Origin of the sequence: Microbacterium sp. LMI1x-1-1.1, assembly GCF_040676205.1 — a bacterium.
Taxonomy (GTDB): domain Bacteria; phylum Actinomycetota; class Actinomycetes; order Actinomycetales; family Microbacteriaceae; genus Microbacterium; species Microbacterium aquilitoris.
Genome location: NZ_JBEGHM010000002.1, coordinates 434947 through 458421 on the forward strand (window position 1 = coordinate 434947; position 23475 = coordinate 458421).

General features: G+C 72.0%; 21 protein-coding genes. 17 read left to right on the top strand and 4 right to left on the bottom strand.

What is annotated here, in order from left to right; all coding sequences use genetic code 11:
- The first annotated feature begins 3 nt into the window (after window positions 1-3).
- Both metG and MRBLMI1x_RS09795 read left to right on the top strand, forming a co-directional pair.
- Window positions 4-1572, top strand: coding sequence for a methionine--tRNA ligase (metG, locus tag MRBLMI1x_RS09790; RefSeq protein ID WP_363458513.1), 1569 nt, complete (start codon window positions 4-6; stop codon window positions 1570-1572).
- A complete protein-coding gene (locus MRBLMI1x_RS09795) occupies window positions 1569-2462 on the top strand; it encodes a TatD family hydrolase (RefSeq protein WP_020097017.1) in 894 nt (297 codons plus the stop codon). Before metG ends, MRBLMI1x_RS09795 begins: the two co-directional genes overlap by 4 nt.
- Here MRBLMI1x_RS09795 and MRBLMI1x_RS09800 read toward each other — a convergent pair.
- A complete protein-coding gene (locus MRBLMI1x_RS09800) occupies window positions 2441-3478 on the bottom strand; it encodes a LacI family DNA-binding transcriptional regulator (protein ID WP_020097018.1) in 1038 nt (345 codons plus the stop codon). The two genes, MRBLMI1x_RS09795 and MRBLMI1x_RS09800, sit on opposite strands and share 22 nt — an antisense overlap.
- The gene (locus MRBLMI1x_RS09805) at window positions 3475-4746 is read right to left on the bottom strand and encodes a glutamyl-tRNA reductase (RefSeq protein ID WP_018188389.1); all 1272 of its coding nucleotides are present in this window, start codon (window positions 4744-4746) and stop codon (window positions 3475-3477) included. The genes MRBLMI1x_RS09800 and MRBLMI1x_RS09805 overlap by 4 nt, the downstream gene beginning before the upstream one ends.
- A 59-nt stretch (window positions 4747-4805) precedes the next feature.
- On the opposite strand from MRBLMI1x_RS09805, the gene hemE reads away from it, so the two are divergent.
- The 11 genes from hemE (at window position 4806) to MRBLMI1x_RS09860 (ending at window position 15775) form a co-directional block, all read left to right on the top strand.
- The gene (gene hemE / locus MRBLMI1x_RS09810) at window positions 4806-5927 is read left to right on the top strand and encodes a uroporphyrinogen decarboxylase (protein ID WP_414685638.1); all 1122 of its coding nucleotides are present in this window, start codon (window positions 4806-4808) and stop codon (window positions 5925-5927) included.
- Entirely contained in the window at window positions 5924-7285 is a 1362-nt protein-coding gene (locus MRBLMI1x_RS09815) for a protoporphyrinogen/coproporphyrinogen oxidase (protein ID WP_363458516.1), read from the top strand. The genes hemE and MRBLMI1x_RS09815 overlap by 4 nt, the downstream gene beginning before the upstream one ends.
- Complete coding sequence (hemQ, locus tag MRBLMI1x_RS09820) at window positions 7275-7961, top strand: hydrogen peroxide-dependent heme synthase (RefSeq protein WP_018188386.1); 687 nt, start codon at window positions 7275-7277, stop codon at window positions 7959-7961. Before MRBLMI1x_RS09815 ends, hemQ begins: the two co-directional genes overlap by 11 nt.
- Window positions 7958-9196 (top strand): ferrochelatase, encoded by a 1239-nt coding sequence (locus MRBLMI1x_RS09825; protein ID WP_363458519.1) that lies wholly within the window; start codon window positions 7958-7960, stop codon window positions 9194-9196. The genes hemQ and MRBLMI1x_RS09825 overlap by 4 nt, the downstream gene beginning before the upstream one ends.
- On the top strand, window positions 9193-10104 hold the full coding sequence (gene hemC, locus MRBLMI1x_RS09830; protein ID WP_363458521.1) for a hydroxymethylbilane synthase: 912 nt from the start codon (window positions 9193-9195) through the stop codon (window positions 10102-10104). The genes MRBLMI1x_RS09825 and hemC overlap by 4 nt, the downstream gene beginning before the upstream one ends.
- A complete protein-coding gene (locus tag MRBLMI1x_RS09835) occupies window positions 10101-10871 on the top strand; it encodes a uroporphyrinogen-III synthase (protein ID WP_311870089.1) in 771 nt (256 codons plus the stop codon). The genes hemC and MRBLMI1x_RS09835 overlap by 4 nt, the downstream gene beginning before the upstream one ends.
- Window positions 10868-11863, top strand: a complete 996-nt coding sequence (gene hemB, locus MRBLMI1x_RS09840) for a porphobilinogen synthase (protein WP_020097025.1) — start codon at window positions 10868-10870, stop codon at window positions 11861-11863. Before MRBLMI1x_RS09835 ends, hemB begins: the two co-directional genes overlap by 4 nt.
- Window positions 11860-13164, top strand: a complete 1305-nt coding sequence (hemL, locus tag MRBLMI1x_RS09845) for a glutamate-1-semialdehyde 2,1-aminomutase (RefSeq protein ID WP_363458524.1) — start codon at window positions 11860-11862, stop codon at window positions 13162-13164. The genes hemB and hemL overlap by 4 nt, the downstream gene beginning before the upstream one ends.
- A gap of 24 nt (window positions 13165-13188) precedes the next feature.
- Window positions 13189-13800, top strand: coding sequence for a hypothetical protein (locus tag MRBLMI1x_RS09850; RefSeq protein WP_363458526.1), 612 nt, complete (start codon window positions 13189-13191; stop codon window positions 13798-13800).
- Window positions 13801-13867: 67 nt separating this feature from the next.
- On the top strand, window positions 13868-14707 hold the full coding sequence (rsmA, locus tag MRBLMI1x_RS09855) for a 16S rRNA (adenine(1518)-N(6)/adenine(1519)-N(6))-dimethyltransferase RsmA (protein WP_020097028.1): 840 nt from the start codon (window positions 13868-13870) through the stop codon (window positions 14705-14707).
- A gap of 153 nt (window positions 14708-14860) precedes the next feature.
- The gene (locus MRBLMI1x_RS09860; protein ID WP_363458528.1) at window positions 14861-15775 is read left to right on the top strand and encodes a phosphodiesterase; all 915 of its coding nucleotides are present in this window, start codon (window positions 14861-14863) and stop codon (window positions 15773-15775) included.
- Here MRBLMI1x_RS09860 and MRBLMI1x_RS09865 read toward each other — a convergent pair.
- Window positions 15735-17303 carry a stealth conserved region 3 domain-containing protein gene (locus MRBLMI1x_RS09865; RefSeq protein WP_363458530.1) on the bottom strand — a complete coding sequence of 523 codons (1569 nt, stop codon included), beginning with the start codon at window positions 17301-17303 and terminating at the stop codon, window positions 15735-15737. The genes MRBLMI1x_RS09860 and MRBLMI1x_RS09865 overlap by 41 nt on opposite strands.
- A 93-nt stretch (window positions 17304-17396) precedes the next feature.
- Here MRBLMI1x_RS09865 and mgrA point away from each other — a divergent pair, with 93 nt between their 5' ends.
- The 4 genes from mgrA to MRBLMI1x_RS09885 all read left to right on the top strand — a co-directional run bounded on the left by mgrA (window position 17397) and on the right by MRBLMI1x_RS09885 (window position 22616).
- Window positions 17397-18470: an L-glyceraldehyde 3-phosphate reductase gene (mgrA, locus tag MRBLMI1x_RS09870; RefSeq protein ID WP_116228875.1), complete on the top strand. Its 1074-nt coding sequence runs from the start codon at window positions 17397-17399 to the stop codon at window positions 18468-18470.
- On the top strand, window positions 18467-19393 hold the full coding sequence (locus tag MRBLMI1x_RS09875; RefSeq protein ID WP_018188375.1) for a 4-(cytidine 5'-diphospho)-2-C-methyl-D-erythritol kinase: 927 nt from the start codon (window positions 18467-18469) through the stop codon (window positions 19391-19393). The genes mgrA and MRBLMI1x_RS09875 overlap by 4 nt, the downstream gene beginning before the upstream one ends.
- Window positions 19394-19430: 37 nt before the next feature.
- A complete protein-coding gene (locus MRBLMI1x_RS09880; protein WP_363458533.1) occupies window positions 19431-20741 on the top strand; it encodes a GNAT family N-acetyltransferase in 1311 nt (436 codons plus the stop codon).
- A gap of 66 nt (window positions 20742-20807) precedes the next feature.
- Window positions 20808-22616 (top strand): ABC-F family ATP-binding cassette domain-containing protein, encoded by a 1809-nt coding sequence (locus MRBLMI1x_RS09885; RefSeq protein WP_363458535.1) that lies wholly within the window; start codon window positions 20808-20810, stop codon window positions 22614-22616.
- Here MRBLMI1x_RS09885 and MRBLMI1x_RS09890 read toward each other — a convergent pair whose 3' ends face one another.
- Window positions 22617-23441, bottom strand: a complete 825-nt coding sequence (locus tag MRBLMI1x_RS09890) for a pseudouridine synthase (protein WP_018188371.1) — start codon at window positions 23439-23441, stop codon at window positions 22617-22619.
- Between the last annotated feature and the right edge of the window lie 34 nt (window positions 23442-23475).

The window sequence follows — 23475 nt, forward strand, 5'->3', positions numbered from 1 at the left end:
CAGGTGACTTCCGGCGGCTCCTTCTACATCACCACCCCCATCTACTACCCGAGCGATCTGCCCCACATCGGGCACGGGTACACGTCGGTGGCGGTGGACACGCTCGCGCGCTGGCACCGCCAGTCGGGGGACGACACCTGGATGCTCACCGGCACCGACGAGCACGGGCAGAAGATGCTCCGCGCCGCGACCGCGAACGGCGTCACGCCGCAGGAGTGGGTCGACAAGCTCGTCGAGGAGTCGTGGTTCCCGCTCCTGAGGACGCTCGACGTCGCCAACGACGACTTCATCCGCACGACGCAGCCCCGCCACGAGGAGCGCGTGAAGACCTTCGTGCAGGCGCTCTACGACAGCGGCTACATCTACGCGGGCGAGTACGAGGCGCTGTACTGCGTCGGCTGCGAGGAGTTCAAGCCCGAGGCCGAGATCGTCGACGGCACCGGACCGTTCGAGGGCCTCAAGGTGTGCGCGATCCACTCGAAGCCGCTCGAGCTCCTGCAGGAGAAGAACTACTTCTTCAAGCTCAGCGAGTTCCAGGACCGGCTCCTCGAGCTCTACAAGACACAGCCCGACTTCGTGCGTCCGGACTCGGCGCGCAACGAGGTCGTCTCGTTCGTCCGATCGGGCCTCAAGGACCTGTCGATCTCGCGCTCCGCGTTCGACTGGGGCATCCGCGTGCCGTGGGACGACTCGCACGTCATCTACGTGTGGGTCGACGCGCTGCTGAACTACGCGACCGCCGTCGGGTACGGCGACGACCCCGAGCAGTTCGAACGCCGCTGGCCGGCCTACCATGTGGTCGGCAAGGACATCCTGCGCTTCCACGCCGTCATCTGGCCCGCCATGCTGATGGCCGCAGGGCTCGAGGTCCCGAAGGGGATCTTCGCGCACGGCTGGCTGCTCGTCGGCGGCGAGAAGATGTCGAAGTCGAAGCTCACGGGCATCGCACCGACCGAGATCACCGATGTCTTCGGATCGGATGCCTACCGCTACTACTTCCTCTCGGCGATCGCCTTCGGCCAGGACGGCTCGTTCTCGTGGGAGGACCTCTCGGCGCGCTATCAGGCCGAGCTCGCGAACGGCTTCGGCAACCTCGCCTCGCGCACCGTCGCCATGATCGGCCGGTACTTCGACGGCGTCGTGCCGACCGCCGGCGAGCCCACCGAGATCGACCTCCGGGTGCAGCGGACGGTGGCGGAAGCTGCGACCGCTGCGGATGCCGCGATGACCGCGTTCCGCCCCGACGAGGCCATCGCCGCCATCTGGCGGATCGTCGACGACCTCAACGGGTACATCACCGAGAACGAGCCGTGGGCGCTCGCCAAGGACGAGGCGAAGCGCGAACGGCTGTCGACCGTGCTCTACACGGCCGCCGAAGGGCTCCGCGCGCTCGCGGTCCTGCTGTCGCCGGTCATGCCGCAGTCGACTGCGACGCTCTGGGATGCCCTGGGCGCCCCCGGCGAGCTCACCGCGCAGCCGCTCCGCGAGGCGGGCACGTGGAGCCAGCTCCCCGCGGGCAGCCGGGTGAAGACCCTCGCGCCGCTGTTCCCGCGCGTCGAGCAGACGGCATGACGACCGACCCCACCGACCCGAGCGGCTACGTCCGCCAGCGCGAGCAATCCGCCCGGGACGTGCGCTGGCCGGACGCCCCCGAGCCCCTTCCGGTCGCCGTCTACGACAACCACGCGCACCTCGAGATCGAAGACGGTGACGAGCCGCGCGGTCTCGACGAGCAGCTCTCCCGCGCGGCCGCGGTCGGCGTGATCGGCGTGGTCCAGGCGGGCGGCGACATCGACTCCTCCCGCTGGTCCGCGTGGGCCGCGGCATCCCACCCCGCCGTGCTCGCCGCGGTCGCCATCCACCCCAACGAAGCGCCCGCCTACAAGCAGGCCGGCCGTCTCGACGAGGCGATCGCCGTCATCGACGAGCTCGCGGCCCAGCCGCGCGTGCGGGCCGTGGGGGAGACGGGGCTCGACTTCTTCCGGACGGACGAGAGCGGCATCCCCGCGCAGATCGAGAGCTTCGAGGCGCACATCGACATCGCCAAGCGCCACGGCATCGCGATGCAGATCCACGACCGCGACGCCCACGGGGCGGTCCTCGAGACCCTCGAGCGCGTCGGCGCCCCGGAGCGGACCGTCTTCCACTGCTTCTCGGGCGACGCCGACATGGCGCGCTACAGCGCCGAGCGCGGGTACTGGCTGAGCTTCGCCGGCAACGTGACGTTCAAGAATGCTCAGAACCTCCGCGACGCCCTTGCGGTGACCCCGCGCGAGCGGATCCTTGTCGAGACCGACGCGCCCTTCCTGACGCCGACGCCCCACCGCGGACGCCCCAACGCGCCGTACCTGGTGCCTGTCACGGTGCGCTTCATGGCGGCCGAGCTGGGGATGCCGGTCGACGAGTTCTGCGCGCAGCTCGCGCAGAACACGCTCGAGGTCTACGGGGCTTTCAGCGACTGAGCCCGCTTCGGCCGAGGCTTCCGCCTCGAGTCGATCGTGAGGGGCGGCCGAGTCGTCGACCCCGGCACGAGTTCCCAGGGCAGGTCGACGACCCGTGGTGCGTCGTCGAGGAGTGCCGCGGGCAACGTCTCGAACATCGCCTCGGCGGCGAGGTCCGGGCGGATGCAGACGTGCGTCACGCCGAGCCTGCGGTTGACCGCGCAGTCGGTCGTGCAGAGGGCGACGAGCTGCACGTCGCGGGGGATGACGAGGCGCATCTCCTCGAGCTGCAGGTAGACGTCGGGGCCGTCCTCCGCGCCCGCGAAGATCGCGTCGGCGCCGTCGGCGAGGGCGTCCGTGAGGAGGCGCGGGAGGGTGCGGCGGGACGCATCCACCGCCCGGACGAGGGGTTCGCGCCCGCGGACCGAGCTCCAGATCTCGTACGCGGCCCGGCCGATCTCGTCTCGAGGCTGTCGGCCGTCCTCGGTGAGGAAGACGATGCGCTGGGCGCCCGCCCGCTCGAGTTCGTCGAGCCCCGCCCGGACGGCCGCGTCGTAGCCCGTGCGGATGCTGAGCCCCCGCGAGCCGTCGACGAACTGGTCGTCCGCGACGATCGGGATGCCGCGGGCGATCGCCGCGTGCAGCAGGGGCTGATTGCCGCGGGCGTCGGGGACGTAGAGCGCGTCGAGGGTCGTCCCCGAGATGAGGTCGGGGTTCGAGTCCGAGAGGACTGTGACCGTGAACCCGTGCTCCGCTGAGGCGCGGACGAGCGAGATGAGCTTGCGGGCACGCTGGAGCTCGCCGCGTCGATCGCTCTCAGGGTCGTCGACCATGACGAAACCGACGGTCATGGTCCGCCCGCTCCGGAGTGCGGCCGCGTGACGGTTCGGGACGTAGCCGAGTTCGGCGGCGAGCGCCTTGATCCGCTCGCGCGTCTCGGGTCGCATGCTGCCGCGGTCGTTGAGCGCCTGGCTGATGGCCGCCGTCGACACGCCGGCGGCGCGCGCGATGTCCTTCAGCGTGACGCTCGGACTCACGGCTGTTCGCCCTCGTCCGGGGAGATGCCCTCGCGGGTGCCCGGCAGCACCGTGCGGATCGCGTCGGCCCAGTCGGCACCCGCCCCCGACGACGCGAGCGTGTGACCGCGGGCGATGAGCTGGTGTAGGAGGACGCCGGAGAAGTGGCGGAGCGCCGTCTCCACCTCGGGGGAGTCGCCGCGGCGACGGGCTCGGGTGAGTTCCTCGTCGAGGACACCGTGGACGAATCCGCGGAGGTCGACGACCGACGGCGCGACCTCGTGGACCCGTCGGGCCGCGGCGTGGCGCTGAGCCGCGGCCTGGACGATCTCGCGCGCCTGACCGACGGTCTCGGCCTCGTCGACGGGCGCGTGCAGGCGGATCGTCTCGAGGTCGAGGAGCTCGACACCGGGGAGGAGCGCCACCTCGGGGTCGACGTTGCGGGGGAGGCCGAGGTCGATGACGACCTGCGCCGCCGTGCTGCCGGCGCGGGCGGTCGCGTGCGAGAAGGCTTCGAGGGCGAACGTGTCGGTCGTCGCGGTGCAGGTCACGACGACATCGGCGGCGGCGGCCTCGGCCGCATAGTCGTCGACGCTCACGTGGACGAGGTGCTCGCGGTTCGCGAAGCGCTGACGACCCGACCGGGAGTGGACGCGGATGTCGGTGGCCCCGACCGCGCGGAGGGCGGCGAGTGCAGCGGCGGCGTAACGACCCGTGCCGACGAGCAGGACGCGGGCGGTGTCCCAGTCGACGCGGGAGCTCACCAGGTCGACCGCGAGACGGACGAGCGAGCGGCCGGATTCACCCAGCCGCGTCGTGTTCTTCACGGCGCGGGATGTCTCGGTGGCGCGCTGGAAGAGGTGCTCGAGGGGAGCGGTGGTCAGTCCGCGCCCGCGGGCCGCCTCGAGCGCGCGGCGCACCTGGCCGGCGATCTCGTCCTCGCCGACGGCGACCGAGTCGAGGCCGGAGGCGACGGTGAAGAGGTGATGGGCGACCTGATTGCCGTGTGCGAAGTCGACGTTCTCGCGGAGAGCCCGGTAGTCCATGTCGGCGGCGCCGGCGATGGCCTCCATCGCGGCATCCATCGCGGGGACGGGGGAGGCGAGGTCGGGCTCCTCGGCGAGGTCGAAGTAGGCCTCGAAGCGGTTGCAGGTGGCGAGGACCACGGCGCCGCGCACCGAGTCGTGGACCGCGGACAGACGCTCTGCGAGGTCGTCGCCGACCGTCGAGAGCCGCTCGAGCGAGTCGAACGGTGTGGAGCGCTGATGCGCGGTCAGGCAGACGAGCACGGTGCGGAGAACCCCCTTGGATCGCGACTAGTATATCGATTAACCGATTCGAGGAGTTCATCATTCCCGGCCTCAGCCACCCCCTCGTCGCCGCACGCACCCGCGAGTCGCGGCTCGTCCGCGCACTTCTGGGCGACCGCCCCGACATCACCCCCGTCTGGTTCATGCGCCAGGCGGGTCGTTCGTTGCCGGAGTACCGTGCGCTGCGGTCGCAGGGGACGATGATCGAGGCCTGCCTCGACCCCGCCCTGGCGAGTGAGATCACGATGCAGCCGGTCCGCCGTCACGGCGTCGACGCGGCCATCTTCTTCAGCGACATCATCGTGCCGCTCGCCCTCCTGGGCATCGACGTCGAGATCGCCGCGGGCCGCGGCCCCGTCTTCTCCCAGCCGCTGCGGACCGCCGCCGACATAGCCCGCACCACGGCGATCGATCCCGCGCTCGTGACCGAGCGCGGCGAGGCGATCGCGGATGCCGTGGGCCGGACGACCGCCATGCTCGCCGACCTCTCCGAAGAGCGCGGTGAGCCGCTGCCGCTCATCGGGTTCGCCGGGGCCCCGTTCACCCTCGCCGCCTACCTCGTCGAGGGCGGTCCGTCGAAGGATCACCTCGCGGCCCGGCGCCTCATCCATGAGGACCCGGCCGCATGGCGGGACCTCACGATGTGGCTCGCCGAGGTCACCGGCCGCTTCCTCGCCCTCCAGATCGAGGCGGGCGCGAGCGCGGGCCAGCTGTTCGACTCGTGGGCGGGTGGGCTGAACCCCGACGACTACCGCGCATCGGTGCTCCCGGCATCCGTCGCCGCGCTGCAGCACGCGCGATCGCTCCCGCTCCCCGAGGGCGTCGATCGCCTGCCGCTCGTGCATTTCGGCGTCGGCACCGGCGAGATCCTCGCCGACATGGCCACCCCCGACATCGACGCGCTGGGCGTGGACTACCGGGTCCGCCTCGCCGACGCGCGTCAGCGCATCGGGCGCGACCTGACCTTGCAGGGCAACCTCGATCCCGCGCTGCTGTTCGCCCCCGAGGCCGTGCGGACGGCGGAGGTCCACCGCATCCTCGAGGACGGCCTCGCCGCGCGCGCGCACGTCTTCAACCTGGGTCACGGCGTCCCCATGGAGGCCGACCCCGATGCGATCTCGGCGGTGGTGCGGACGGTCCACGACTGGCGGGCGCCGTGACCCACGAGGCGACCCACGACGTGATCATCGTGGGTGGCGGTATCGCCGGTCTGACGATCGCGTGGGAGCTCGCGCGGGCCGGTCGTGACGTCGTCCTCCTCGAAGCATCCGACGACGCCGGGGGGATGCTGCGACGCGGCGTGGCCGCGGGCCTCGAGGTCGACCTCGGCGCCGAATCCTTTGCCACACGCGCGACGGGCGTCGCCGATCTCGTCGCCGACGCGCGGCTGCCCGTGCAGCTGGTCGAACCCGCCCCCGGGGGAGCGCACGTCGCTTTCCGCCGTCGGTCCGGCCGGGTGGACCGCGCGCCGCTGCCGCGTCGGGCGCTCGTCGGCATGCCCGCGGAACCTCTCGCGGCCGACGTCGTGCGCATCCTCGGTCGTCGCGGTGCCCGGCGGGCGGCCCGGGAGCGCCTCCTGCCCATGCCCGTCGGCGCCGAGCCGTCGCTCGCCGAGCTCACGACCAGCCGCTTCGGCGCTCGCGTCACGGCCAGGCTGGTCGAGCCGCTGTGTCGGAGCGTCTACTCGCAGAGCGCGGAGTCCGTCCGGTTGTCCTCGCTTCACCCCGTGCTGTGGGAGAAGGCGCAGGCCGCCGGTTCGCTGACTGCCGCCGTCGATGCGCTCGCGCCCGCCGTCCGTGCGGGGTCGGCCGTCCGCGGGGTCGAGGGTGGCCTGTGGCGTCTCGCCGCCGAGCTCGAGGCGGTGGCGCTCCGCGCGGGCGCGGTCATCCGCACGGGGACGCCGGTGCGTGCCGTCACCGCGACCTCCGTCGACCTCGGCCACGAGACCCTGTCGACCGCCTCCGTGGTGATCGCGACCGGGCCGACCGCCGCCGCCGAACTCCTGGGCGTCGACGTCGCACCGGCGCCACCCGTCGGGCTCGTCGTCGCCGAGGTCGCCTCGGACGGGTTCGACGCCTTCCCCATCGGGTCGGGCGTCATCGCGGCCCCTGACGTCGACTGCGCCGCGAAGGCCCTGACCCACGTCGACGCGAAGTGGCAATGGGCCGCCGCAGCCCTCCCCGCCGGGTCTCACCTCGTGCGGCTGTCCGCTCGCGAGGGCCGTCACGACGAACTGACGGATGCCGCCGGTGCCGCCGCCGCCATCCGCACCCTGACCGGGGTCCGGGTCTCGCCGGGGGACGTCCGCCGTGTCGTCCCCGTCTCGTGGCCCGACGCCGTCGCGACACCGCCCGTCCGCCAGGCGGTCGCCGCCGCGGCGGCGGAGCGCGGCATCCGTCTCGCGGGAGCCGTCGCGGCCGGGACCGGGCTCGCCTCGGTCATCCCGCACGCGCGCGCCCTCGCCTGCGACCTCACCACCCCTCCCACCCCCTCCGAAGGAGTACGTCATGTCCACTGACGAGACGCCTGATCCCGGCCTCGGCTACACCCTGTTCGCGATCCTCGCGGGACCGCGTCCGCGCATCGGCACACCGACGGCGGGCGACCTCGACGCGCTGCGCGCCGTCGCGGACGGGCTCGCTCCGGACGGCGTGACCCTGCGCGGGCTCTACGACGTGACCGGCATGCGGGCCGAAGCCGACCTGATGGTCTGGCTGCACGGCGAGGACCCCGCCGCCCTCCAGAAGGCGCTCCGGCAGCTGCGTCGGACCGCCGTCCTCGCATCCTTCACGAACGTGTGGAGTGCGATGGGCGTGCACCGCGAGGCCGAGTTCAACAAGCGCCACGTCCCCGGGTACCTCCGCGGCGAGCACGCGCGCGGGTGGCTCTGCCTCTACCCCTTCGTCCGCAGCTACGAGTGGTACCTGCTCCCCGAGGAGGACCGTTCGCGCATGCTGGCCGAGCACGGCCGCAAGGGCGCCGTCTTCCGCGACGTGGTCGCGAACACGGTGTCGACGTTCGGGCTCAGCGACTACGAGTGGCTGCTGCCGCTCGAGAGCGACGACCCGATCAGCCTCGTCGACATGATGCGCGAGCTCCGGGCCACCGACGCGCGACGTCACGTCCGCGAAGAAGTGCCGTTCTACACCGGGCGGCGCGTGGAGATCGACGAACTGGCGGAGGTCCTGTCATGAGTGCAGAGAACATCGGATCCGTGAACCCGGAGTTCCGTCCCAAGCCGCCGCGCGCGCACGGCGTGGTCGTCGCCGAGGGCGCCGTCATCCCGAATGCGTCCGAGGGCGCGCGGGCGGGCGATCCGCACGCCACGATCCCCGTCGACTACGACGGGATCCTGCTGCTGGGCTTCGGCGGACCAGAGGGACAGGACGACGTCATCCCGTTCCTCCGCAACGTCACGGCGGGCCGCGGCATCCCGGACGAGCGTCTCGAGGAGGTCGCGCACCACTACCGCCACTTCGGCGGGGTGTCGCCGATCAACGAGCACAACCGCGAGCTGAAGGCGGCGCTCGATGCCGAACTCGCGGCCCGCGGACTCGACCTGCCCGTCTACTGGGGCAACCGCAACTGGATGCCGTACGTCACCGACGCGATCGACGCCGCCGTCGCCGACGGGCGGCGGAAGCTCCTCGCCATCGCCACGAGCGCCTACAGCTCGTACTCCTCGTGTCGGCAGTACCGCGAGGACCTCGCGGACGCCGTCGAGGCCACCGGGCATCAGACCGACGTGCAGATCGACAAGGTGCGCCAGTTCTTCGACCACCCCGGCTTCGTCGCGCCCTTCGTCGACGGGATCCGAGCGGGCATCGCCGAGCTCGCCGAGCGCGGCATCACCGACCTCGCGAACGAGGTCGAGATCCTGTTCTCGACCCACTCGATCCCCACCTCCGACGCCGACCGCTCGGGTCCGCCCGAGCGCGGATTCGGCCCGGGAGGCGCGTACGTCGCTCAGCACTTGGCCGTCGGCGAGGAGATCGTCTCGCGGCTCGGGTTCCCCGGCGCCTGGCAGCTCGTCTTCCAGAGCCGGTCCGGCCCGCCGCAGGTGCCGTGGCTCGAGCCCGACATCAACGACGCGATGCAGGACCTGCCGGATCGTGGTCGAAAGGCCGTCCTCATCGTTCCGCTCGGGTTCGTGAGCGACCACATGGAGGTCATGTGGGACCTCGACACCGAGGCGATGGAGACCGCGGAGGAGCTCGGCCTCGTCGCCGTCCGCACCGCGACCCCGAGCACCCACCCCACCTACGTCGCCGGTCTCGTCGACCTCGTCGAGGAGCGCCTCGCGGGCACACCCGCGGCCGAGCGCCCCGCCGTGACGGACCTCGGTCCCTGGTACGACGTCTGCCGTCCCGGCTGCTGCGAGAACAAGCGCCTCGGCTTCCAGCCGGCGCTGTCGGGCGTGGCGCCGTGACCCTGCGCCTGGGGACCCGGGCGAGCCTGCTGGCCACGACCCAGTCGCAGCACGTGGCGGATGCCGTGGCCGCGGCATCCGGTCGCGACGTCGAACTCGTTCCCATCACGAGCGAGGGCGACGTCCTCACGGGGCCGCTCGCGCAGATGGGCGGCACGGGTGTCTTCGCCACGGCCCTTCGCGACGCGCTGCTGCGGGACGAGTGCGACTTCCTCGTGCACTCGATGAAGGACCTGCCGACGGCGCCGTTCCCCGGCATCGTCGTGGGCGCGGTGCCGGTCCGCGCGTCGCAGCGCGACGTCCTGCACTCCCGCGACGGGCTGTCCCTCGACGAGCTCCCCGCCGGCTCCCGTGTCGGCACCGGCTCGCCGCGCCGCGTCGCCCAGGTGCTCGCGCGGCGCCCGGATCTCGTGGTCGAGGGCATCCGCGGCAACGTCGACAGTCGCCTGCGCAAGGTCGCCGACGGCCAGTACGACGCGATCGTCCTCGCCGAGGCCGGCCTTCGCCGCATCGGCCGCGACGCCGCCATCACGCAGGTGCTCGACTGGCCGACGTCCGCCGCGCAGGGTGCGCTGGCCGTCGAGATCCGCGACGGGGATGCCGCCGTCGCCGACGCCGTGCGCCTCATCGAGGACGCCGACACGGCCCTCGCCGCGACCCTCGAACGCGCCGTGCTGCGCCGGCTCGAGGCCGGCTGCGCCGCCCCCGTCGCGATCGACGCGGAGCACCACGGCGGCACCGTGACCCTGATCGCGCACGTCTACGCCGAGGACGGCCGCCGCTCCGTCGCCGCCTCGCGGCTCCTCGATCCGGACGTCGACGTCGATGCGGCTGCGGCCGACGTCGTCGCCGAGCTGCTCGAGGGCGGTGCCGCCGACCTCGCCGACCTGGCCGGGTCGTCCCGATGACCGGCGGCCTGCACGGCGCTCGCGTTCTGGTGCCCCGCGCTGGGGCGTGGGGGGAACGCGTCCGCGTCGACCTGCACGCCCGGGGCGCGGAGGCCGTCGTCGCCCCTCTCATCTCGTCGGCGCCGCCGCGCGACACGGCCGCCCGCGACCGCGCGTTCACGGCCCTCGCCGACGGTGCCTACGCGTGGCTGTTCGTCACGAGCGCCGCGAGCGTCGAGCAGCTCCGCCAGCACGCCGTCGCGATCCCCGCGACGACCCGCATCGCCGCCGTCGGTCGTGCGACGGCCCGCGCCGTCGCCGACGCGGGCTGGGAGGTCGACTTCGTCCCCGCCGGCGCCTCCTCGGCGACCGCCCTTGTCACCCAATGGTGCGCCGATCGGGCCCCGTCGAGGACGGGCCGCGCGCTCGTCGTCCGGAGCGATCTCGCCCAGGCCGTCGTGAGCGACGAGCTCGACGTCCGCGGGTTCGGCGTCGACGTCTGCATCGCCTACCGCACGGTCGGGGTCGACCTCGACCCCGCCGTCGCCGACGGGCTCCGCTCCGGCGAGATCGACGTCGTGCTCCTCACGTCGTTGAGCGTCGGCCGGGAGCTCCGGAGGCAGGTCGGGACCCTCCCGGCATCCACCCTCGTCGCCTCGATCGGTCCCGGCACGACCCGCGACGCCACGGCCCTCGGTTTCACCGTCGGTCACACCGCCCAGAGCCAGAGCATCGACGCGTTGATCGCCGAGCTCGACGCCCGCGTCCCCTCGGAGAAGTCCTCATGACCTCGTTCCCCACCCGCCGCCTCCGCCGCCTGCGCGGCACCCCCGCGCTCCGCCGTCTCGCCGCCGAGCACCACCTCGTCCCCTCGCAGCTCGTGCTGCCGGTGTTCGTGAAGGAGGGCATCGACTCCTCGCAGCCCATCTCGAGCATGCCCGGCGTGTCGCAGCATCCGCTCGACGCGATCGCCGACGTCGTCGACGAGGCGGCCGCAGCAGGCATAGGCGGGATCATGCTCTTCGGCGTGCCCGCCATGCGCGACGCGGTCGGCAGCGGCGCGACCGACCCCGACGGCATCCTGAACCGGGCGATCGCCGTCGCGGCGCGCGCCGCCGCGGGCCGTCTCACCGTGCAGGCCGACCTGTGCCTCGACGAGTTCACCGACCACGGACACTGCGGCCTGCTCGCCGCCGACGGCTCGGTCGACAACGACGCGACCCTCGAGGTATACGCCGAGATGGGCGTCGCGCAGGCCCGCGCCGGCGCCGACGTGCTCGGCCTCTCGGGGATGATGGACGGCCAGGTCGCTGCGGTCCGCGCAGGACTGGATGCCGCCGGCTTCGCCCACGTCGCGATCCTCGCCTACTCCGCGAAGTACGCCTCCGCCTTCTACGGCCCCTTCCGCGACGCCGTCGAGTCGACGCTGCAGGGCGACCGCCGGACGTACCAGATGGACCCCGCGAACGCGCGGGAGGGCGTCGAGGAGGCTCTCGTCGACATCGCCGAGGGCGCCGACGTCGTCATGGTCAAGCCCGCCATGCCGTACCTCGACGTGCTCGCCCGCGTCTCGGACCGCTCGAACGTGCCGGTGTGGGCGTACCAGGTGTCGGGGGAGTACGCGATGATCGAGCACGCCGCCGCGGCGGGCCTCATCGACCGCGAGCGGGCCATCGGCGAGAGTCTGCTGGGCATCCGCCGGGCCGGCGCCGACGTCATCCTCACCTACTGGGCCGTCGAGGTCGCGCACTGGCTGCGCGCCGGGAAGGAACTCGCATGAGCCGCAACCAGGAGCTGTTCGACCGTGCCCGCGGAGTGATCCCCGGAGGTGTCGACTCGCCCGTCCGCGCCTACGGGTCCGTCGGCGGGACGCCGCGGTTCATGGTGTCTGCGCAGGGCGCCTACGTGACGGATGCCGATGGCCGGGACTACGTCGACCTCGTCGCCAGCTGGGGGCCCGCCCTGCTCGGCCACTCGCACCCCGCCGTGATCGACGCGGTCGTCGAGGCCGCCCGCCGCGGACTCTCGTTCGGCGCGCCGACGGCCGCCGAGACCGAGCTCGCCGAGGAGATCCGCACGCGCGTCCCCGCCGCGGAGAAGATCCGCCTCGTCTCGACCGGCACCGAGGCGACGATGACGGCGATCCGCCTCGCGCGCGCCGCGACCGGCCGCGACCTGCTCGTCAAGTTCGCCGGGCACTACCACGGTCACTCCGACGGCCTGCTCGCGCAGGCCGGCTCGGGTCTCGCGACCCTCGCCCTGCCCGGATCGGCGGGCGTCCCGGCGGCCATCGCGGCGCAGACGCTCGTCATCGGCTACAACGACCGCGCCGCCGTCGAGGAGGTCTTCCGCGCTCACGAGGGCCGGATCGCCGCGATCATCACCGAGGCCGCCGGCGCCAACATGGGCGTCGTGCCCCCGGCATCCGGATTCACGGCGTTCCTGTCGGAGATCGCGCACCGCAACGGGGCGCTCCTCATCACCGACGAGGTGCTCACCGGCTTCCGGTCCTCGCGCTCGGGCTACGCCGGTGTGCTGGATGCGGCGGGGGAGCACATCGTCCCCGACCTCATCGCCTTCGGCAAGGTCATCGGCGGCGGGCTCCCCGTCGCCGCCGTCGCCGGTCGCGCGGACATCATGGACCTCCTCGCCCCGACCGGTCCGGTGTACCAGGCCGGCACGCTGTCGGGGAACCCGGTCGCCGTCGCCGCGGGACTCGCGACCCTGACGCACGCCGACGACGCGGTGTACCGCACGCTCGACTCCGTCGCGCACACCGTCGCGGACGCGGCATCCGCTGCGCTGACGGATGCCGGGGTGCCGCACGTCGTGCAGTGGGCGGGGACCCTGTTCAGCATCTTCTTCGGCGAGTCCGTCGTGAACGGCGTGCCCGACTACGCGACGGCGACGTCGCAGGATGCCGACGCCTACGGACGGTTCTTCCACGCGATGCTCGAGGGCGGCGTCTCGCTGCCGCCATCGGCCTTCGAGGCGTGGTTCGTCACGGCCGCGCACGACGACGCGGCGATCGGCCGGATCCTCGACGCGCTGCCCGCCGCCGCGAAGGCCGCGCGCGGCTGAGGACGCGGGGCTAGGGTGAGCCGCATGCCTCGTCGCCTGCTGTTCGCCCTGCCCGCGGCCCTCGTGGCGATCGGACTTTCGGGGTGCGGCGCGGCGGCTGCGGCGACGCCCGCCGAGATCGCCGAACGGGTCTCGCACCTCGGTGTCGACCCCGCGCTCGTGGTGACGACGACGATCGAGGGATACGACCTGGCGCCGCAGTCCGTGAACGAGACGGACGAGGGCGGCATGACCGCGACGTGGGCGAAGCCCGGCACGGGCGACATGATCACCGTGCGCACCGATCCGGGGGAGATGGATGCCGACGGCTGCGCCGCTCAGCAGTTGTGGGGCGGCGGCGAGGCCACCTGCATCCAGGACGGGGCGACGTGGCACCGGTCGGCCGGGGGGATCGACGAGTTCGCCGTCGTCCAGGAGGGCCGAACGGTGGTGATCGTCGGCGGCGACGGCCTCGGCGCACCTCGGGATGATCTGGAAGAGGCCGCCGCGGGCCTGCGGGCTCCGACCGTCGCGGAGGTCGATCGGATGTTCGCCGAGGTGCAACGACGCCATGATCGCGGTGGACCCGTCGAGCGCGGCGACATTCCGGAGGACGGGGACGGCGCTCCCGTCGACCCGGGTGGCGAGGGCGGCTGAGCCGCCGATCATCAGGAAGCGCGGACGGCGGCGGGGTCCGGGGAGCCCGGCAACTAGGCTGGAACCCATGCCCGTCACCCTCCTCGGAGCCGCCGAGATCCGCGCCCTCGCCGCCGACCTCGACGTCACCCCCACCAAGAAGCTCGGGCAGAACTTCGTCGTCGACGCCAACACGGTCCGCAAGATCGTCACGGCCGCGCGCGTGACCTCGGCCGACCGCGTCGTCGAGGTGGGGCCGGGTCTCGGCTCGCTGACCCTCGCCATCCTCGAGACCGGCGCCCCGGTCACCGCCGTCGAGATCGACCACCGCCTCGCCGAGCGCCTGCCCGCCACCGCCGCGGCGCACGGCGTCCCCGACGGCGCGCTGACCGTCGTCGCGCAGGATGCCCTTCGCGTGAGCGAGCTCCCGGGCGACCCCGACGTCCTCGTCGCGAACCTGCCGTACAACGTCAGCGTTCCGGTGCTCCTGCACTTCATGGAGCACTTCCCGACCATCCAGCGCGGCGTCGTCATGGTGCAGGCCGAGGTCGGCGAACGCCTCGCGGCCCCGTCCGGTTCGAAGGTCTACGGCGCCCCGAGCGTCAAGGCCGCCTGGTACGGCACCTGGCGCCTCGCCGGCACCGTCTCCCGTCAGGTCTTCTGGCCGGTCCCCAACGTCGACAGCGTCCTCGTCGGCTTCGAACGGGATGCCGCGGCCCGCGGCACCGAGGAGGAGCGCCTCCGCACCTTCGCGATCGTCGACGCGGCGTTCCAGCAGCGGCGCAAGATGCTCCGCCAGGCCCTGTCCGCCGTCCTCGGCGGGTCGTCCGCCGCGGCCAGCGAGGTGCTCGAACGCGCCGGCGTGGCGCCCACCGCGCGTGGAGAGGAACTCACGATCGAGGACTTCGTCCGCATCGCCCGCGCCTGAGCCCTCGGCATCCGTCGTCTCCTCTCGAAGCGACACCCACACCCGTTCTCGTAGACTTCGCGCGTCATTCACCCCGTGTTCCCGAAACATGCCGGTAACATTTCAGAGCACGGCGGGGGCACCCGAGCTCTCGCACTGACGGAAGAAGTGACCATGCGCCGCGCCGAGCATCCGGCCGCCGAACGGATCCTGCTCCACCTGAGTGACACGCATCTGCGTGGCCCGGGACCTCGCCTGTTCGAGAGCGTCGACGGGGAGGCATCGCTGACCGCCGCGCTCGACGCCATCGAAACCAGTGGCATCGCTCCCGACGCGGTCGTCTTCACGGGGGACCTCGTCGATCTCGGCGAGGCCGCTGCGTACGACGCGATCCGCGCCCTCGTCGAGCCGTTCGCCGAGCGGCTCGACGCACGGCTCTTGTGGGTCATGGGCAACCACGACGACCGCGGCGCCTTCCGCGAGCACCTGCTCGACCAGACGCCCGCCGATCCGACGGCACCCTACGACCGGGTCGACGAGCTCGACGGGCTCCGCATCGTCACCCTCGACACGAGCGTGCCCGGGCACCACCACGGCGAGCTCTGCGACGCCCAGCTCGCGTGGCTGCGCGGCGTGCTCGCGACGCCGGCGCCGCTCGGCACGGTCCTCGCGATGCACCACCCGCCGGTCCCGAGCGTCCTCCCGCTCGCGGCGAGCGTCGAGCTGCGCGACCAGAACCGGCTGGCGGACGTCCTGCGCGGCACGGACGTCCGCGCGATCATCGCCGGGCACCTGCACTACTCGACGTTCGCGACGTTCGCGGGGATCCCCGTGTCCGTCGCGTCGTCGACCTGCTACGCGCAGGATCTGACCGTCCCCGTCGGCGGTTCGCGTCCGCAGGACGGCGCGCAGGCGTACAACCTCGTGCACGTCTACGACGACACGGTCGTCCACTCGGTCGTGCCGATCGACGTGCCGCGGCCGCTGGAGTACATCGACCCCGCCGAGGCTCAGCGACGTCTGCGCGAGGCGGGCGTCACCGGCTCCGTCACGCGTGCAGCTCGACCGGGCGTGCCGGCGCTGCACTGACCGCAGGGTCCTCCCAGGGCGCGCGGACCGGGAAGAGCCGCTCGAGCAGACCCGTCACCGCGCGCACGCGCACCGCTTCGGGCACCTCGAGGTCGCCGCCGTCGTTGAGGCAGAACATGTCCACGTCCCCGCGCTCGGCGAGGCGCTCCATCCGTCGCAGCGACGCGGCCTGCGTCGTCTGGAAGTACCGCACACGCGGCGCGGTCGACGCGATCGCACGCCCCGTGAACTGCGCGTAGTAGTGGTACAGGCAGTTGGTCACCGACACGTCGGTCGCGGAGCGGAAGCGGGATGCCGCGGTGCGCCGGATCTCTTCGGGGAACTCCCGCTCGAGCTCGAACATCACCGAGCGGCGCAGCGGTGCCGCGCAGTGCTCCAGGTCGCGGACGATCGTGCGTCCGAAACGCTCCTTGAGGAGTTCGCGGTTGAGACGCAGCGCGTTGTCGTGGCCGCTCCGTGCGACGCGGCGGGGGCCGGTACCGATGCGGACGTCGCACTCGACGAACGACGAGACGCCAGCGGGGGAGAAGAACAGCTCGGGCGACAGCGGCCGACCGAAGAACATGTCGTCGTTCGAGTACAGGAAGTGCTCCGACAGCCCCTCGATGCGGTGCAGCTGCGCCTCGACGGCGTGCGAGTTGTGCGTGGGGAGCACCGAGGTGTCCTCGAAGAACTCCTCGCTCCGGACGATCGTCACCTTCGGGTGGTCGAGCAGCCACGCGGGGGCGGGGGAGTCGGTCGCGATGAAGATGCGTCGCACCCACGGCGCGTACATGTGGACGCTGCGCAGGGCGTACCGCAGCTCGTCGACGTGGCGGTACCGGGCGGGCCCGTCGTCGCCGTCGCCGACGACGTACTCCGACAGCTGGGCCGCGCGCTGGCGCTGGAACTCGGACGACGATCCGTCGACCCAGGAGAAGACCATGTCGATCTCGTGGGTGACCTCGCCCGGGTGGGGGTCGAACATCCCGTGCAGCGTCTGCCACGTGCGGCCGTAGCGCTCGACGGTCGCGGGCTCGACGTCCTCCGCCGCGAAGGCGCGCCGGGTGAGGTCGTTGGCGTGCGGAGCCTCGACGAGCTCCTCGCCGAAGCGCCAGAACTCGACCCGAACGCCGTGGCCGGCGCCGTAGCGCAGCTCGCCGGCGATACGCGGACGGAACACGCGCAGCGACGACGGGCCCGACCCGCGCAGGCGCAGCTCGCCGAAGGGCACGGGCGTGCCGCCCTTGGCCTTCGCGTACAGCGGTTCTGTGACGGCTTGGTCCGTCAGTGCCGCGAGGGCGCGGTCGCGGTGAGCGAGGTCAACGACGAGACCGGGGACGGCGCGGGAGTGACGGATGAGGAGGTGCGGGATGCCGGCATCCGACAACGCATCGGCGATCAGCAGCAGGTCGTCGATGCGAGCCTGTTCGGGAGTGGTGTCGTCATGGCGCAGATGAAGCATGCCTCCGACGAGGACGATGTCCTCGCGTTCGAGGAGTGCGGTCCAGGAACCACCCTCGGACGGCAGTGCAGTCAGTCGCGCCATATGTTCTCCTTGTTGTGCATATTCGGTCGAGCAAGAGTAAGTGGCGGTCGTTTCGCCGACGTTTCGGGTGTCCGGCATCGCTAGCCTGGGGTGATGACCGATTACGCGGACCGTTTCCCCTCGTCGCGCAATGGCGACACCCACCGCCCCTATCAGGCGGCGTCCTCCCGCTACGATGCGGGGGCCTTCCGCCAGGTCGGCTCGAGCGGCCTGTATCTGCCGGCGATCTCGCTGGGACTCTGGTGGAACTTCGGGGACAACATCCCCTTTGACAACCAGCGTACTCTGCTCCGGCACGCCTTCGACCGGGGCGTCACCCACTTCGACCTCGCGAACAACTACGGCCCGCCGTTCGGCTCGGCCGAGACGAACTTCGGCCGCATGATGCGCGAGGACTTCGCACCGTACCGCGACGAGCTGATCATCTCCTCCAAGGCCGGCTACGACATGTGGCCCGGCCCCTACGGCAACTACGGTTCGCGGAAGTACCTCATCGCCAGCGCCGAGCAGTCGCTGACGCGCATGAGCGTCGACTACGTCGACATCTTCTACTCGCACCGCGCCGACCCCGTGACGCCGATCGAGGAGACCATCGGCGCCCTCGACACCCTGGTCCGCCAGGGCAAGGCCCTCTACGTCGGCATCTCCTCCTACAGTGCGGAGCGCACCGAAGAGGCCGTCGCCGTGGCCAAGAGCCTCGGCACGCCGCTCATCATCCACCAGCCCTCGTACTCGATCCTCAACCGCTGGGTCGAGGACGGCCTGACGGACTCGCTCAAGACGGCCGGCATGGGTGCCATCGCGTTCACCCCGCTCGCGCAGGGCCTGCTCACCGACAAGTACCTCGGCGACGGCCGCGCCGAACGCGCCCAGAGCCGCTTCTCGCTGCCCGACGGTCAGCTGAACCAGAAGGCGCTCGACACGTTGCGGTCGCTCAACGACATCGCTCAGCAGCGCGGCCAGACCCTCGCGCAGATGGCCATCCAATGGGTCCTGCGCGATGAGGTGGTGACCTCTGCGCTCATCGGCGCCTCGCGCCCCGAGCAGCTCGATCAGAACCTCGCCGCCGTCGACGGTGCGCCGTTCGACGACGACGAGCTCGCCCGCATCGACGAACTGTCGGGCGCGATCGACGTCGACCTGTGGGCCGATTCGGCCAACGCGTGAGTCTGTCCCTCGACACGTCCCGGCGCGTGCACGTGCGCGCGCCGGGCAAGCTCAACCTCTTCTTCGAGGTGGGCCCCGTCGGCGACGACGGCTACCACGACGTCGCCTCCGTCTACCAGGCGGTCTCGCTGTTCGAGGATGTCTGGGCGTCGCATGCCGACGTCACGAGTCTCTCCGTGAGCGGCGACGTCGACGTATCGGGCGTCCCGCTCGACGAGTCGAACCTCGCGCTCCGCGCGGCGCGCCTCGTGACGGACGCCGTCGGGTGGGAGGGCGGCATCCGTCTCGAGATCCACAAGGGCGTACCGGTTGCCGGCGGCATGGGAGGCGGGTCGGCCGATGCTGCCGCTGCTCTCGTCGCGGTGAACGAGCTCGTCGACGGGGGGCTCAGCTCGACCGAACTGCACGCGCTGGGCGCTCAGCTCGGCGCGGACGTCCCGTTCGCCCTGCTCGGCGGCACCGCGGTCGGGACGGGGCGCGGCGACGAGCTCGCCCCCGCCCTGGGGCGCGGGTTCTTCGCGTGGGTGCTGGTGGCCGACGGCGGCGGACTTTCGACGCCCGAGGTCTACGGGACGCTCGATCGCCTCCGCTCCGAGGCCGACATCGCCCCCGACCGTGCCCTGCCGTCGGTCGACCCCGCGGTCCTCCGAGCGCTGCGCTCAGGGGATGCCGCGGCGCTGGGAACCGCGATCCGCAACGATCTGCAGCTCGCCGCCGTCCACCTGCGACCCGACCTCGCCGTCCTCCTGGACGAGGGGCTCGACGCCGGTGCGCTGGGCGGGCTGGTGTCGGGTTCCGGGCCGACCACGGCCTTCCTCGCCGCGGACTCGGAGCACGCGAAGCGGATCGCCGAGCAGCTCGCGGCGCGAGGCCACGAGGTCCACGCGGTGACGGGTCCCGTCGCCGGCGCGCGCGTGGTCTGACCTCGCCCGTGTCGGCACGTCCCCCTAGCCTGGGGGGATGAGCTCCCTCGATGACCAGTTCCACTCGGCCGCTCTCGACGACGACCTGACCGCCACCTTGGACGCGCGCGGCCTCCGCGCAGCGCGCGTCGGTGACGACGATCAGGAGGGCACCCATCGCTGGCAGGATGCCGTGGCCCGCGGCTTCCTGGGCGGGGAGCCCACCGAGGCCCAGTACACCGAGTCCTTCGCCCGCAACGGTTACCGCCGCAAGATCGGCGTGTACGACGCCGCCGGCGTGCAGACCGACGTCCCCGTCGCGACCTTCGCGTCGTGGGGGACCGAGCTCACCCTGCCCGGCGGGTCGGCCGTTCCGATGTGCGCCGTCAGCGCGGTGACCGTCGCGCCCACGCACCGCCGTCGCGGCATCCTGAGCGCCCTCATGCGCGGCGAACTGCGCACCGCGGTCTCGCTCGGGTTCCCGATCGCGGGCCTCACCGTCAGCGAGTCCGGAATCTACGGCCGTTTCGGCTTCGCCCCCGCGGTCACCGCCACGTCGTGGGAGATCTCCACGCGCCGCACCGGATGGATCGGCCCGGTCGCCCCCGGGCGCATCGACTACATCACGCGCGAGCAGGGTCGGGATGCCGCGACCGACCTGTACGAGCGGATCCGCCTGGCCACCCCGGGCGAGATCACCATGCCCGGCGGGCACTGGGACCGCACGTTCGGGACGCGCGCCGACGCCGAGAAGGCCGACAAGCTGCGCGTCGTCCAATACCGCTCGCCGGCGGGCGAGGTCGAAGGCGTCGCCGTCTACAGCATCACCGAGGACGACGACGACTGGGCTGCCTCGACCGCCACGGTGCCGCGAGTGGTGGCAGGGACGGACGCCGCCTACGCCGGCCTGTGGCGCTTTTTGCTGACCCTCGACCTGGTCGGCACCGTCCGGGCCAGCGAACTGTCGGTCGACGAGCCGCTCTGGTGGATGATCGACAACAAGCGAGCCGCGCGGATCACGAGCCGGGACCACCACTATCTCCGCGTGCTCGACGTCCCGGCGACGCTGGCCGCCCGCAGCTACGACGTCGAGGACGTCATCGCCCTGGAGGTGACCGATGCGCTCGGCATCGCCGACGGCACTTTCGTCCTGACGGCCGGCGAGACGCCCGGCGTCGACGTCGTCGATGACCCGCCCCTCGGGGTCCCGCTCGTGCGTCTCGGTGTCGAAGAGCTCTCGGCGATGCTCCTCGGCGCCGTGTCCCCGGTGACTCTCGCTCGCGCGGGACGCGTCGAGACCGACGACCCGCATCGCGTCGCACGGGTCTTTGCGGCGACGACGCCGCCGCGGCTGAGCTTCTGGTACTGACCGTGGTCGGGACCAGCGGGGCGGCGTACGCCGAGCGGTCAGGCGGCGCCGCGTAGCCTGGAGGTGATGGCACATCTTCTCGGGGCCGAGGCCCTGCACCTGGAATACCCGACCAAAGTGGTCTTCGACGGCGTCTCACTCGGCGTCGACGAGGGCGACCGCATCGGAATCGTCGGCCGCAACGGCGACGGCAAGTCGAGCCTCATGGCGATGCTCGCCGGTCGCCGCGACCCCGACTCCGGACGCGTCACCGTGCGCGGCGGCGTGACGATCGGCGTCCTCGAGCAGAGCGACGTCCTTCCCGACGACCTCACGGTGGGACGCGCCGTCGTCGGCGACGGCCCCGAGCACGAGTGGGCGCGGGACGCGCGCGTGCGCGACGTCATCGCGGGTCTCCTGTCGGACCTCGACTGGGATGCCGCCATCGGCACGCTCTCGGGTGGCCAGCGCCGCCGGGTGGCGCTCGCCCAGCTGCTCACGGGGGACTGGGACGTCCTCGCCCTCGATGAGCCCACCAACCACCTCGACGTCGAGGGGATCGCCTGGCTCGCCGAGCACCTGAAGCGCCGCTGGTCGCCGTCATCGGGTGCCCTGATGGTGGTGACCCACGACCGGTGGTTCCTCGACGAGGTGTGCACCAAGACGTGGGAGGTCCACGACCGCATCGTCGAGCCCTTCGATGGCGGCTACGCGGCGTATATCCTCCAGCGGGTCGAGCGCGACCGCCAGGCCGCCACGATCGAGGCGCGGCGGCAGAACCTCGCCCGCAAGGAGCTCGCGTGGCTGCGGCGAGGTGCCCCCGCGCGGTCGACCAAGCCGAAGTTCCGGATCGACGCGGCGAACGAGCTCATCGCCGACGTCCCCGAGATCCGTGACCGGGTCTCGCTGCAGTCCCTCGCCGTGGCGCGTCTGGGCAAGGACGTCGTCGACCTCCTCGATGCGGGTGTCGCCTACGACGGCCGTGAGATCCTCAGGGACGTCGAGTGGCGCATCGCGCCGGGGGAGCGCACTGGCATCCTCGGTGTCAACGGCGCCGGCAAGTCGACGCTCCTCGGCCTCGTCTCGGGCACGGTCCCGCCGACCAGCGGACGGGTCAAGCACGGCAAGACCGTGAAGGTCGCGACCCTCACGCAGCGGATGGACGAGCTCGACCCGCACCTGAACGAGCCGGTGCGCGTCGTCGTCTCGCGCCTGCGGACGACCTACACGTTCGGTGCCGGCTCGAAGGCGCAGGAGCTCACCCCCGGGCAGCTCCTCGAGCGGATGGGGTTCGCCTCGGCGCAGCTCTCCACCCCCGTGAAGGACCTCTCCGGCGGCCAGAAGCGACGCCTGCAGCTGCTGCTCATCCTTCTCGACCAGCCGAACGTCCTGATCCTCGACGAGCCGACGAACGACCTCGACACCGACATGCTCGCGGCCATCGAGGACCTCCTCGACTCCTGGGCGGGCACCCTCATCGTCGTGTCCCACGACCGCTACTTCATGGAGCGCGTCACCGATCAGCAGTACGCCGTCATGGGCGGCGGTCTCCGCCACCTCCCCGGCGGGATCGAGGAGTACCTGCGCCTGCGCGCGAGCCAGCCGCAGGCGACGGGTGCGGCGACTCCCGGCGGTCAGAAGGCGGATGCCGCGGCACCGACGGCATCCGCTCTGTCGGGCGCTGATCGTCGCACGGCGGAGAAGGAGGTCACGAGCCTCGAGCGTCGCATCAAGAAGCTGTCGGACCAGATCGCGAAGGCCCGGGCGGCCCTCGCCGACCACGACCAGGGCGATTACGTCGGTCTCGGCGAGAAGATGCAGCACATCGCGGCCATGGAGACCGAGGTCGCCGAGGCGGAGGACCGCTGGTTCGAGCTCAGCGAAGAGCTGGGCTGATCAGACGCGGTCGGCCTCGCGCAGCGCGAGGCCGGTGGTGAACTCGCGCTGTTCGCCGCTGAGCGGATCGACGAACCGCAGTTCACGGGCCAGGAGCTGCAGCGGGCGCTCGGGATCGTCCGGCGCCTCGTCCAGCAGGTCCGGGTAGAACCGGTCGCCCAGGATGCCGAGCCCGATCCCGGCGAGGTGGGAGCGCAGCTGATGCATGCGTCCCGTGCGCGGGTGCAGCCGGAGGTGAGCCGCCGTCTCGCCGACGCGGATCGCCTCCACGAGCGTCTCGGCGTTCGGTTCGCGGTCCTCGTGGACGATCGCGCGGAGGCTTCCGCGTGTGCTCGTGAGGTGCGAGCGGACGACGAGGGGGAGCGGCGGCATCCCGCTGCCCGGGATCGTCGTCACCGCTTCGTAGACCTTCTCGACGGCGCGGTCGGCGAAGAGCGTCTGGTACGCGCCGCGGGTCGCGGGGCGTACCGAGAACATGACGAGACCGGCGGTTGCGCGGTCGAGTCGGTGGATGGGCGTCAGGTCGGGGTTGTCGAACCGTTGCCGCAGTCGCACGAGGGCGGAGTTCATGAGGAACCCGCCGCCCGGTGTCGTCGGGAGGAAGTGCGGCTTGTCCACGACCAGCAGGTCGTCATCGAGGTGACGGACCGCGACGTCGTAAGGGATGGCGGGCTCGTCGGGCGGCTCGCGGTAGTACCAGACGAAGTCCTCGGCTCCCAGCGGCGTCTTGCGCGAGAGCCGCGTGCCGTCGAACGCGACCACTTCACCGCGATCGAACCGGCCGAGGAGGACCTCCGGGTCGATGTGCGAGAACCGTCCCGTCACGTATTCCGCGATCGTGGCCCATGGTCCCGTCCGG

Bases quoted from the DNA above. Each gene is read 5' to 3' on its own strand.
- MRBLMI1x_RS09795 (WP_020097017.1), top strand. From the start codon at position 1,569: ATGACGACCGACCCCACCGACCCGAGCGGCTACGTCCGCCAGCGCGAG.
- hemQ (WP_018188386.1), top strand. From the start codon at position 7,275: ATGTCCACTGACGAGACGCCTGATCCCGGCCTCGGCTACACCCTGTTC.
- MRBLMI1x_RS09825 (WP_363458519.1), top strand. From the start codon at position 7,958: ATGAGTGCAGAGAACATCGGATCCGTGAACCCGGAGTTCCGTCCCAAG.
- MRBLMI1x_RS09835 (WP_311870089.1), top strand. From the start codon at position 10,101: ATGACCGGCGGCCTGCACGGCGCTCGCGTTCTGGTGCCCCGCGCTGGG.
- hemB (WP_020097025.1), top strand. From the start codon at position 10,868: ATGACCTCGTTCCCCACCCGCCGCCTCCGCCGCCTGCGCGGCACCCCC.
- hemL (WP_363458524.1), top strand. From the start codon at position 11,860: ATGAGCCGCAACCAGGAGCTGTTCGACCGTGCCCGCGGAGTGATCCCC.
- MRBLMI1x_RS09850 (WP_363458526.1), top strand. From the start codon at position 13,189: ATGCCTCGTCGCCTGCTGTTCGCCCTGCCCGCGGCCCTCGTGGCGATC.
- rsmA (WP_020097028.1), top strand. From the start codon at position 13,868: ATGCCCGTCACCCTCCTCGGAGCCGCCGAGATCCGCGCCCTCGCCGCC.
- MRBLMI1x_RS09860 (WP_363458528.1), top strand. From the start codon at position 14,861: ATGCGCCGCGCCGAGCATCCGGCCGCCGAACGGATCCTGCTCCACCTG.
- MRBLMI1x_RS09865 (WP_363458530.1), bottom strand. From the start codon at position 17,303: ATGGCGCGACTGACTGCACTGCCGTCCGAGGGTGGTTCCTGGACCGCA.
- mgrA (WP_116228875.1), top strand. From the start codon at position 17,397: ATGACCGATTACGCGGACCGTTTCCCCTCGTCGCGCAATGGCGACACC.
- MRBLMI1x_RS09880 (WP_363458533.1), top strand. From the start codon at position 19,431: ATGAGCTCCCTCGATGACCAGTTCCACTCGGCCGCTCTCGACGACGAC.
- MRBLMI1x_RS09885 (WP_363458535.1), top strand. From the start codon at position 20,808: ATGGCACATCTTCTCGGGGCCGAGGCCCTGCACCTGGAATACCCGACC.